Annotated in this window: 16 protein-coding genes and 1 tRNA gene; 9 read left to right on the top strand and 8 right to left on the bottom strand. The window is 43.5% G+C overall.

Annotated features, from left to right (window positions below):
* Window positions 1–60 precede the first annotated feature (60 nt).
* The 5 genes from AKG39_RS17885 to AKG39_RS17865 all read right to left on the bottom strand — a co-directional run bounded on the left by AKG39_RS17885 (window position 61) and on the right by AKG39_RS17865 (window position 3,564).
* Window positions 61–870, bottom strand: coding sequence for an ABC transporter ATP-binding protein (locus tag AKG39_RS17885; RefSeq protein ID WP_050741769.1), 810 nt, complete (start codon window positions 868–870; stop codon window positions 61–63).
* Complete coding sequence (locus AKG39_RS17880; protein ID WP_050741768.1) at window positions 870–1,883, bottom strand: FecCD family ABC transporter permease; 1,014 nt, start codon at window positions 1,881–1,883, stop codon at window positions 870–872. Before AKG39_RS17880 ends, AKG39_RS17885 begins: the two co-directional genes overlap by 1 nt.
* A complete protein-coding gene (locus AKG39_RS17875; protein ID WP_050741767.1) occupies window positions 1,884–2,564 on the bottom strand; it encodes an Ig-like domain-containing domain in 681 nt (226 codons plus the stop codon). It lies immediately after the preceding gene.
* Between the two features lie 75 nt (window positions 2,565–2,639).
* Complete coding sequence (locus AKG39_RS17870; protein ID WP_050741766.1) at window positions 2,640–2,819, bottom strand: hypothetical protein; 180 nt, start codon at window positions 2,817–2,819, stop codon at window positions 2,640–2,642.
* A complete protein-coding gene (locus tag AKG39_RS17865; protein ID WP_050741765.1) occupies window positions 2,812–3,564 on the bottom strand; it encodes a hypothetical protein in 753 nt (250 codons plus the stop codon). The genes AKG39_RS17870 and AKG39_RS17865 overlap by 8 nt, the downstream gene beginning before the upstream one ends.
* Window positions 3,565–3,684: 120 nt before the next feature.
* On the opposite strand from AKG39_RS17865, the gene AKG39_RS17860 reads away from it, so the two are divergent.
* On the top strand, window positions 3,685–4,551 hold the full coding sequence (locus AKG39_RS17860; protein WP_050741764.1) for a DUF2238 domain-containing protein: 867 nt from the start codon (window positions 3,685–3,687) through the stop codon (window positions 4,549–4,551).
* A gap of 84 nt (window positions 4,552–4,635) precedes the next feature.
* A tRNA-Arg gene (locus AKG39_RS17855) sits at window positions 4,636–4,712 on the top strand.
* 243 nt (window positions 4,713–4,955) lie between these two features.
* On the opposite strand, the gene AKG39_RS19500 is transcribed toward AKG39_RS17855, so the two are convergent.
* The 3 genes from AKG39_RS19500 to AKG39_RS17845 form a co-directional block, all read right to left on the bottom strand.
* On the bottom strand, window positions 4,956–5,120 hold the full coding sequence (locus AKG39_RS19500) for a YjzC family protein (RefSeq protein WP_083439653.1): 165 nt from the start codon (window positions 5,118–5,120) through the stop codon (window positions 4,956–4,958).
* Between the two features lie 116 nt (window positions 5,121–5,236).
* Complete coding sequence (locus AKG39_RS20945; protein ID WP_050741763.1) at window positions 5,237–5,377, bottom strand: zinc ribbon-containing protein; 141 nt, start codon at window positions 5,375–5,377, stop codon at window positions 5,237–5,239.
* 483 nt (window positions 5,378–5,860) lie between these two features.
* Window positions 5,861–7,069 carry a tyrosine-type recombinase/integrase gene (locus tag AKG39_RS17845; protein ID WP_050741762.1) on the bottom strand — a complete coding sequence of 403 codons (1,209 nt, stop codon included), beginning with the start codon at window positions 7,067–7,069 and terminating at the stop codon, window positions 5,861–5,863.
* A gap of 137 nt (window positions 7,070–7,206) precedes the next feature.
* Here AKG39_RS17845 and AKG39_RS17840 point away from each other — a divergent pair, with 137 nt between their 5' ends.
* From AKG39_RS17840 to AKG39_RS17815, 7 genes are all read left to right on the top strand, one after another.
* Complete coding sequence (locus tag AKG39_RS17840; protein ID WP_050741761.1) at window positions 7,207–7,404, top strand: helix-turn-helix transcriptional regulator; 198 nt, start codon at window positions 7,207–7,209, stop codon at window positions 7,402–7,404.
* Window positions 7,405–7,435: 31 nt separating this feature from the next.
* Window positions 7,436–7,621, top strand: a complete 186-nt coding sequence (locus tag AKG39_RS17835; RefSeq protein ID WP_050741760.1) for a helix-turn-helix domain-containing protein — start codon at window positions 7,436–7,438, stop codon at window positions 7,619–7,621.
* Window positions 7,622–7,713: 92 nt separating this feature from the next.
* A complete protein-coding gene (locus AKG39_RS17830; RefSeq protein WP_050741759.1) occupies window positions 7,714–8,382 on the top strand; it encodes a hypothetical protein in 669 nt (222 codons plus the stop codon).
* Between the two features lie 26 nt (window positions 8,383–8,408).
* Window positions 8,409–8,549 carry a hypothetical protein gene (locus tag AKG39_RS20170; protein WP_160316220.1) on the top strand — a complete coding sequence of 47 codons (141 nt, stop codon included), beginning with the start codon at window positions 8,409–8,411 and terminating at the stop codon, window positions 8,547–8,549.
* On the top strand, window positions 8,546–8,962 hold the full coding sequence (locus AKG39_RS17825; RefSeq protein ID WP_050741758.1) for a RusA family crossover junction endodeoxyribonuclease: 417 nt from the start codon (window positions 8,546–8,548) through the stop codon (window positions 8,960–8,962). Before AKG39_RS20170 ends, AKG39_RS17825 begins: the two co-directional genes overlap by 4 nt.
* 12 nt (window positions 8,963–8,974) lie before the next feature.
* Window positions 8,975–9,220: a hypothetical protein gene (locus AKG39_RS17820; protein ID WP_050741757.1), complete on the top strand. Its 246-nt coding sequence runs from the start codon at window positions 8,975–8,977 to the stop codon at window positions 9,218–9,220.
* Window positions 9,221–9,321: 101 nt separating this feature from the next.
* Window positions 9,322–10,767 (top strand): RNA-binding domain-containing protein (locus AKG39_RS17815; protein WP_242852664.1); only part of this gene is annotated, 1,446 nt, incomplete at its 3' end.

Genomic DNA, 10,767 nt, shown 5'->3' with positions numbered 1-10,767 from the left:
AAACTGGCAGCGAAGCTCACGATAGTTTTGCTAATGCCTGATAAATTAAGGGAAGACAGATCAGTGCTGATTTCTTAGGGGGATAATGTATTTTCGGGTGGTGCCGTCTTCCTCGGTGGTGCCCAGGGTGGTAATAATCTTGAAAACATCCTGAAGCCGTTCTTTGGTTAAAACCTCGGTGGGGGTGCCGACGGTGTCGAATCCGCCCTGGTTCATGAGGGCAACCCGGGTATTGACCCCGGCATTTTCCAGATAAAAGGCCTGGTTTAAATAATGGGTGGCCATAATAATGGAAAGTCCCTTTTCTTTGACTAATAAAGCAATGATCTCCATGACCATCAGCTCGTGGCGAAAATCCAGGTGAGCGGTTGGTTCATCCATGACCAGAATATCCGATTCCTGGGCCAGGGCCCGGGCGATCAGCACCAGTTGCAGTTCACCGCCGCTTAACTCAGTATAAAGACGGTTTTCAAAGCCTTTTAAGCCGACCATTGCAAGACTTGCCCGGGCCGCGTCCCGTTGGGGCTCACCCGGGGAGGCAAACAGCTTCGTGGCAAAGGTCTGGCCCATCACTACTACATCCAAAACCGTGTAGGGAAATGTGGTGGTGTGACTTTGGGGAACATAGGCAATGCGCTGGGCGAATTCCCGGGGTTTTAATTTTTTTGAATTTTTGCCGGAGATCTCAATGGTTCCGGATTTGGGATGATTGATGCCTAAGATACTGTCAATCAGGGTGGATTTTCCACAGCCGTTGGGTCCGATAATACAAAAAACTTCACCGGGTGTGACCTCAAAGCTGATATTTTCAAAGACTAAATGATTTTCATGGTAGCCAAAGGAAAGATTTGTTAGGGATAATAAGGACATTACCAGTTCCTCCCTTTTGTTTTTTTAAGCAGATAAATGAAAAACGGTCCGCCGATCAGAGCGGTCATGATTCCCAGAGGGATTTCGCCGCCGGTGAGACTGCGGCAAATCGTATCGCAGAAAATCACAAAGCAGGCCCCCAGGGACATGCTCGCCGGAATCAGCCACTTGTTGTCATTGCCCACCAGCATCCGTCCCACATGGGGGATAATCAATCCGATCCAGCCGATGACCCCGCTGACGCAAACCGCTCCGGCGGTGGCCAGGGTGGCAAAGGCAATTACCGAAAGCTTGTTGGCTTTGACATGAATCCCCAGGGTTTTGGCTTCCCGGTCGCCCATGGAAAGAACATTCAGCCGGTAGCGCATGGCCAGCAGTCCCAATAATCCGATAAACATCGGAATCGAAGATAAAAACATATCCGATGTTTTGGTGGAGGCCAGACTGCCCATAAGCCAGAAGGTAATGGCAGGAAGTTGGGTCGCCGCATCCGCCACGTATTTTAGCAATGATAACAGCGCGGAAAAAATAGACTGGATAATGATGCCGCCCAGAACCAGCGTAATGGTTGGGGAGGTGTTGTCAATCCGTCCGGCAAAATAACTGAGGATTACCGCCAGGACTCCAAAGGCAAAGGCAAAAATCGGGGTTAAAAAAATATTGTTGAAAAAAATAATGGCTAAAGCCGCCCCGAACCCGGCGCCTGAGGAAACCCCCAGAATGCCTCCGGAAACCAGCGGGTTGCGAAAAATACTCTGGAAGGCTGCCCCACTGGCCCCCAGGGAAGCCCCAACAATGGCCCCCAGAAAGGCCCGGGGTAAGCGTATTTGCAGCACCACAGCAGTGATCTCGGGGCTGAGACCGCTGCTGTGACCGGTGATGCCCTGGCGGAGACTGAGAAAGACATCAGTCAGGGAAACATAATAACGGCCGATGCAAATGGTTCCGCAAAAAAAGGCGACGGGCAGGAGTATTAATAAAAGGGTAACTAAAATTTTTCTGCGTCGGGACATTTATGCTTTTTTGCGTTTCATAACAACAACAGCAATGACGGCCACCACAACAATCCCTGCACCAATCATCAGGATGATGTTGGTAGTCGTGAAAATACTGGCATTTGGCGTAACCGTGGTATAGGTCAGTTCCATGGGTTCGGTCAGAACCGCCCCGCTTTTGGCAACCAGGGTGTTATCCACTTTTAGGGTATAAGCGGTTCCTGCTTTCAGGTCCTCTTTGGGGACAATCAGGACAAAATCACGAAGGTCTGGCTCGAGCTGGTCATCCGCCATGGTGACATCCACCGGAACCAGGGTGTCGCCTTCCCAAAGGGTGAAAGCTTTGAGGTTGTTATCACGAACGGCCACATAGGCAATGTTTTTGTTGAATTCAAGGGTAAAAGTAGAACCCACCAGAATATCCTCGGTTGCGACCGCCGGATCGGCGCTTACCAGGGCAAGCGGCTCTTCTTTTCCGCCACCGCTACCGTCTCCGGCGCCGGGATCTGTTGTGGTGGTTTCCACCGGGGTTTCTACCACCGTGGTCTGATCGGTGCTGCTGCCACCGCCGGAACCATCCCCACCGCCGCCACCGGATCCGTCGCCGCCGGCAGCCAATACGCTCCCCGAGACACTGAATGCCATGGATAACACCAGGAACACGGAAATAATAATACCATTAATTTTTTTGCGTTTCATTTTCTTTCTCCTTAGAATATAATTTGGTTGGTAAATGCGAAACTAGAGTGAGCTTCGCTGCTCTGTCGGGATCAGCTATAGTTTCAGGCACTGGATCCCGGTCTGGGTCCACCGCCGATACTTGCAATTATAACAGGAAATCAGTTCTTCGGCCACCCATTCTTCTTCCACATCCTGACGGAAATGAGGACATGCCGAGGCTTTGGCATGGCCTAGAACCCAATCATCAAGGGCCATCAGGTATTCATTACACATAGAAGCTTTCTCCCAGCTGCCGTATTTTAGGCTTGGTCAGGGATTCAAAGTGACCATCATCGCTTTTAATGGCAAAAAGTACCGATTGGTTTTGGTACATCACAGTTTTACTGCGGGCACCCATGTTGATGGAAGTCATCGGGCTCAGAGCTTCCTTTGAATCAAGATCCAATACCACATCAACCTCGGGAAACTCAATTAATTCATGAACCTGGTAGGGCCGGTTTATTTCAATGTATTTCAATGCCCCTTTAATTTCGCCATCGCTGCCAAACAGGCGCAAACCAACCCCGGCCAGGGCACCAATAATCCCCTGCCCGGTGCCGCCATGCTCAGACAAATGGAGCTGATGCTCTTCGGCACAGGCAATGGCATCGGCCTTGGTTAACACGGTTTTCTTTGCGGCTTTGCCAAATGAAATAAGTCCGGAATAGTCACTGGCAGTATCGAACTTCAAAACACAAAGGCCCGGGTCCGATCCCTCGGCAGCAACCGTATCCAAATGATGGGAAGCCAGATCGATAATTGTGGAAAGACTGTGATCCGGGGCCTCGCCATAAAAACACATGGAGCTGTTATGCGAGGTGTAGGGAATATCCGGGTGAATAAAAAGCTGATGGCGGGTGACCAGCGAACAGGGACCAAAACCTTTTTCAATTATTTTTTCAAGAATCTGTTCAGCAATGGTGCCGGTGCCGATGGAGTCGAGGTTGTCAGTATCATCGATGCATAGATAGAATTTCATTGATTACTCTCCTTATTTTTTATATAATCGCATTGTAAGTGATTATATTTTATTTGTAAAGGGAATGAACAATGATATACTTGCCAAAAAAGAAATGATTTTAATCAAAAGAGGTTGACAGTGAATAAATCATCACATGAAAAAGAAAAACTAACATTCAGAGAAAAATGGGAATACTTCCTGGAAGATGCAAAAGCGAATAAAATTAAAACCTTTGTCTATATTTCGTTGCGGTTATTGGTGGTGATTATTTTAATAGCTGAAATTTTGAGACAAAATTTTAATAATGTTTCACTTTGTATTCTAACGCTGGTGCTTTTTATGGTGCCCTCTTTTTTTAATAAACGGTTAAATATTGTATTGCCGAATACCCTTGAAATTATCGTGCTTTTATTTATTTTTGCCTCGGGAATTTTGGGAGAGATCAATGAATACTATTTAATTTATGATGGCTGGGATGATATGCTCCATGTTATTAATGGTTTTGTCTCTGCGGCCATTGGTTTTTCGCTCGTTGATATTCTAAATCGAAATGAAGAGGTTGCGTTTTCGTTATCACCGGTTTTTGTGGCCCTTGTGGCATTTTGCTTTTCGATGACAATAGGGGTTATGTGGGAGTTTATTGAATTTGTGGCGGACTATTTTTTAAAAATGGATATGCAAAAGGATACCATTCTACCGGTTATCACTTCGGTAATTTTAAATCCAACCGGTAAAAATATTGCAGTGGTGCTCCCGATTGAGTCCATAGTTGTTAATGGTATCCCCTGGAATTATGGAGGGTACATTGACGTCGGATTGTATGACACCATGACCGACTTATTTGTAAACTTTATTGGCGCAGTAACATTTTCGATTATCGGTTTATTTTACATAAAAAAACGGGGGAAGGGGAATTTTGCACCCCGGTTTATGCCCCGCAGAAAGACCGATGAAGAGATCAAGGAAGAGCGTGATCATCATGTGCATCATCCCCCAAAAGAATAAATAAAAAAAGCTTTGCATAAATTAATTTTCGTGCTATAATAAATCTCGTGGCCGACGGAAGTATCCCCGGTCACAATTTCTTGGGTGCCCGTAGCTCAGCTGGATAGAGCGTTCGGCTACGAACCGAGAGGTCGTGGGTTCGAATCCCGCCGGGCACACCAAAAACCGCATAGCAAAGCCATTTATAAGTTTCTTATAGATGGCTTTTTTTCGTAATTAGCCAACTATTAGCCAACTGATTTAGGGTTGCTGTTTTTATATTTGCTTTCCAGTTCATGATATAGTTTCCAGTTGTCATTAATTTTTGTGCCATAATATATAGATCAATCTATTTTGATGAATTTTAGTATATGAAAAGAAAAATAGAATCATAAAAGCCGCTACTTGAGATAGCGGCCACAGATTTATTTCTTTTTCCACTTATTGCCTTCTTTAGACGTAGGTGGAAGCCTATCGCCTGGATCCAGCGTTGCATTGTGTGGTTTTTTTACAACTCCACCTTGCGGACCAACTTCGATGTATTTCCCAGCCGGTTGGTTATCCGTACCAGGAGGTATAAGCTTTGCCATTGTTAATTTCTCCCCTCATAATTATTTAGATATCAGTATTTTGACGCCAATGGCAATAAAAATATTGCATTATGGCGTCAATGATTTAAAAATACTGCGGAGTAAACATTTTAAAATTAGCCAACTTTAATGAATTCAGTATGGCCACACTTTGGGCAAGGTGGCAAAGTATCGGAATCGTCATTTAATACAACTTGCTGAGGGCACTTTGTACATTGGTATATTCCCTTACCGGGTTTTTCGCCTGTTTTATACATATCGGTATCTCCTTTAAAACTATTTCAGTTCTTAAGAACTGATAATTTAATTATATAATGTAGTACAAAAAGAAACAAGAGTAATTTAAAAGAAAGGAAAAACAGCATGGTGGAAATATTAAACAGGAAGGAAGCAATGAAAACGTTGCGAGTTGGAAAAAGACAAAATGAATGAATACCTGAAAGACCCCGTCTTTTCAGCGGTAAAGGATAGTAACTGGTTCTTCTTTGGGGACAGATAGAAAGAGCGATTGTTAAGTAAGAAAGTGAAGAGGACAAGACGAAAAAGCCATGATTGAAGCTAATTATAAGTTTCATATAAATGGCTTTTTTCTTTATTAATCAACAGATTGAGTGTTGCTGCTTTTATATTTGTTTTTAGCACATAGGTATGGGTTCCCATTGTGATGCATAGACTGTATCCGAACTCTGACAGCTCCAATACAGTCTATGCAGGTTCTCGCCGATAAATAAATTGGAAGTCTACAAGATTTTCAGAAAAGACCGGTTTCCATTTTCACATAAATTCCCTGCAGTAACATTATCTTCTGGTTCGGTATCGTAAAGGGCATCAATTAATGATGCTGTTTTTATTTTTTGTTTTTCCAGTACATGGGTATAGGTTCCCAGGGTTACGTTTATATTGCTGTGGCCAAGGAGTTCTTGGACTGTTTTGCCTGGTTCGCCCAGTTCAAAAAGCCGTGTGGCATAGGTATGGCGGAGATCATGAAACGTCTTGTCGTGAATATTAATTTTAACATAGACTTTTTTTAGCTCCTTTAAGACATTGGCGGAATCAAGGGCGGTATTGACGATGGTGCCAAAGACCAGGGTGGTATCCTCCTGGATGATGCCGATTTTTAGCAGCTGCTCTTTCTGAATTCGGTTATGGGCCAGTAAAATATTTCGGGTCCGCTGGGCCATGGGGATCATCCGGTTGGATTTGGCGGTTTTGGTATCGGTGGTGTAACTGACTTGCTTTCGGGTGACAATGTCTTTTACACAGCTGTGATTTTTATTGATCCGGATGCACAAACCGGAAAAATCCAAATCCCCCCAGGTTAATGCAAATAATTCGCCCTGACGCATGCCGGTGTCCAAGGCGGTATTATAAAGGGCCGCGAATTTATTGCCTTCCAGGGCTCTGACGAATGCCCGTTGTTCTTTCAGGGTCAGGGGTTTAACCTTTTGGTGCGGATCGACTGCTTTGCTTAAATCCTTGGGGATCTTCACCGTTTCGGCAAAATTCCGCATGATGTTTCCGTTCTGATAGGCATAGCGGATACAGGGACTGATCAGCTTATGGATGCTTTTGACAATGTTCACGCCTTTCTCGGCAAACTTATCATTGTAAAGTTTTTGCAGATCCGACGACGTTATTTTTTGAAGTGGGATCTTGCCGAAATAGCTATCTTTAATGTGCGTGTTAAAGGCAGAATCATAGCGGGCCTTGGTACTGGGCTTTTTATCAACCAGATGCACGGCGTAGAGCCAGCCGCTGCAGAAATTCGCAAAGGTTGTGGATTCTTCACAAACCCCGGCATTATCCATTTCTAAAAAATCTGATTGCTTCTTTTTTAATTCCTTCAGGGTTAATGCGTAGATGGTTTTGGTGTGTTTTCCTAAAACTGAATCCCAATGCCGATACCGAAAATAAATTTGTCCACGAATGGTGGTCTTGTCATAATTCATTTTCACATCCTCCTGCATTTACTTTAATTACAGTATAACACATAACGTGCTTGTCGTAAACAAATAAATACACTAAATGTGCTTGCAATTATGCACATAACGTGTATAATTGATTTATGTTAGGAAGGAGGTGACGCATGAACAGAAAAAAAATCGGAGAATTATTATTGGCGTTAAGAGGAACCAAGACCCAGCGGGAAGTAGCAACGGCTTTGGGAATAAGCGATGCGGCAGTACGACAATACGAAAGCGGCAACCGCGTACCAAAGGATGAAATAAAAATCGTGATTGCAGAGTATTATGGAAAAACAGTCCAGGATATTTTTTTTGATTAGAAATTGCACGTAATGTGTAGAAGAGGGGAAAATGATACCGAATATTGTGACAACCAAGGAAGCGTGTAAGATTTTAAAGATTGGCCGGACGACACTCAATAATATTTTGTTGAGTGATCCAACGTTTCCGGCGGTGCAGGCCGGCGATCATTGCAAATGGTTAATTAATGCGGATCGTCTGGATCAGTGGTTAATGCGAAAAGGGGGAAAATATTAGTGGCTGACAATAGGCTGGTTGTGGGTGGATGTGAAGGCGTTTTTTATCTGGGTGCTGAGATAGCACGATAAGCAGTTTCAAAGGATGGCATCATGAAAGTAAATTTTGTCTCTGAAATCACCGCTTTCTATCGTTGGATTAAAAGCAATCATATCAGCATAAACGCCCAGATTTTGTGGTTTCATTTATTTTGTTTATGGAATGAAGCGGGCTTTCCTGATTGGCTGCAAGTAGATACGCTGCGAATGATGGGCATGGTTCAAATGAAATCAAAGAATACTTTAATACGAACCAGGGATGAGCTGGTCAATGCCGGTTTAATCATCAGTAAACGCGGAAAAAATAAAACCCCCAACAAATATCAGTTCGTTTTATTTTGTGGTTCAAAAAATGAACCCCAAACGGGGTGCGAAACGGGTACTGAAAGGGGTACTGAAACGGGTACCGAAACGGGTCACTTATATAAACTAAACCAAATAAAACCAAACTTAATAAAAGAAAAAACAGCCTACGGTGAATATGGCAATGTTTTACTGACCGCTGATGAGTTATCACAATTGCAGAATGAATATCCGGATATCTGGGCCGATTGGATCAAACGTCTGGATGTCGGCAAAGAATTAAAAAATTATCAATATGCCAATGATTATGCCGCCATTAAAAGCTGGATCGAAAATAAAGAAAAAGAAGAGACCGAAAAAGCGTTCATGGAATTGATGGCAGAGGCTGCGCTGGGCTTACATGTGGTGTTGCCAGGCTGAATGCGAATTAATGAAGGAGGATCAAAATGAAACAGGAGCTATTGATGAAAGACAATGAGGGTTACAACCCGGCTATTTTAAATGTGAATGAGCAGGTAGTGGCGGAACCAGTGCTCGATGGAAATTTAGGCGGTGATTACATGAAAGCTGAGCGGTTGGGACAATGAGCACCAGCATACACTTCACCATATCCGGGGAAACGATGCTAAAAGGCCGCCCCAGTTTTTTAAACCGGGCTTCCTACAATAAATCAGAGTTTTCATTGGATTATGAAAATCATATAAAAGATATATGTATTGAGACATGCCATGATCGGCGTCCTGATTTTCAGGGTCACATTGCAGTGGATATTACAGCCTTTTATCCCAGGTCTAACACGCAGTCGAAAAAAAGACACGGGTTCTTCAGGAAAACTGGAAAGTCAATAAAAAAGCCAGACCTCGATGCCATCGCAGTAATGACCATGGAAGCGTTGAAAAATGTGGCATGGCAGGAAGAAAAGCAGGTGGTCTGCTTAATCATGCGCAAAAAATACGCCGAGGTTCCCTGCATAGCGGTTGGTATCCATTATATCGAATGAGGTTGTGAATGGATGGAGAAATATTTAAAAATTAATAAGATTGTGTTCAATGAGACCCATTGGCCAACGAATGATCGTGTGAACGGGATTTTGATCGGATCGCTTGAATTTCCAAGTGCAGTGAAATATATCATCAAAGGGGATTCCATAATTATTCTCAGTGGAAATAATGGCGTATTGTGTTTTGATTTGAATATCGGTCAAGTATTTTTAAATGAAATTGGGGAGATTGTTGAATGTTATAAAAGAGGGGGCTAGCTTTTTAGATCTCTTCGAAGGCCTCTGGCAGGTTATGACTGCCAGGGGCTTTTAAATTAAGCCGGCGTTATTATTACAATTCTATTTAATAACATTCCTTTATGGCGTTGATATATTCAGTTGCTTATTGTAAAATATTTACTAATAAGAATGATCGGATTATGGAAAACCAGGTGACTTCACCGGAAAATATGATGGGAATGGTTAATATGAAAATTGAAAGCCTGAAAGAAATGATCAGCAGTGGTGAAAGCATCACGGTTGAGTTCAAGCAAAGCAAAACTAAATTGAATCGGGATGTGTTTGAGTCGGTCTGTGCCTTTTTAAATCGCAATGGCGGACACCTCTTTCTTGGCGTTGCTGACAATGGCGGCATTGTCGGCATTGATCCAGCGGCCGTTGAAAAGATTAAAATGGATTTTGTGACGTCAATGAATAATCCGCTGAAAATCAGTCCCACCGTTTATCTGTCAGTTGAAGAGGTTGAAATTGAAGGGGAAGTTATCCTCTATATTTTGGTACCGGAGAGTTCACAGGTCCACCGCTGTAATGGAAAGATTTTTGATCGAAATGAAGATGGCGATATCAATATCACTGATAATACGAATCTCGTTTCGGACTTATATATACGAAAACAGCGGAATTACACAGAGAATCGTATCTTTCCTTTTGCCGAATTATCGGAGCTCAAGGCTGAGCTTTTAGTAAAGGCCAGAAAAATGGCGGCCAATGAGCGATCGGATCATCCTTGGAAGTCAATGAATGATTTAGAGCTGTTAAAGAGTGCCGGTCTTTATCTTAAAGATCGCCAAAGTGGGAAAGAAGGCCTTACCCTGGCCGGGATTCTTATTTTCGGCAATGAAGAGCTGATTCATGCGGCGTTGCCCCATCATCGAACCGATGCGATTTTACGAAGAGTCAATTTGGATCGCTATGATGACCGGGATGATATACGGGTTAATCTTCTGGAGAGCTATGAGCGGCTGATGCAGTTTATCACAAAGCATCTGAATGATACTTTTTACCTGGAGGGCGATCGCAGAATCAGCCTCAGGGATAAGATCTTCAGAGAGGTGGTTTCCAACCTGCTCATCCATCGTGAATTCGCCAATCCCTTTCCGGCAAAGTTGATCATTGAGAAAGATCGAGTCGTGACTGAAAATAGCAATAAATCCCATGGCAATGGCGTCATCGATCCGGAGAATTTTTCGCCCTTTCCAAAGAATCCCACCATCGCCCGGTTCTTTAAGGAAATCGGCCTCGTGGATGAATTGGGATCCGGGGTCAGAAACATATATAAGTACAATAAAATTTATGCGGGGGCGGAGCCTGTTTTTATAGAAGAGGATGTTTTTAGGACGATTATTCCCTTGACCTCGCAAGCTAGTGACCAAGCTAGTGACCAAGCCGGTGACCAAGCTAGTGACCATGGTGAAAACGAAGATGAACGGACTAAAGAAATCTTGGAGTTTTGTAAAACACCCAGAAGTGGGATTGAAATACAGGAGTTTATTGAGGTTAAAAGCAGAAGATACTTTCGTGAAAAA

Source organism: Acetobacterium bakii (genome assembly GCF_001263355.1).
Lineage (GTDB): Bacteria > Bacillota > Clostridia > Eubacteriales > Eubacteriaceae > Acetobacterium > Acetobacterium bakii.
This window is presented reverse-complemented; position numbering and strand designations above follow the sequence as displayed.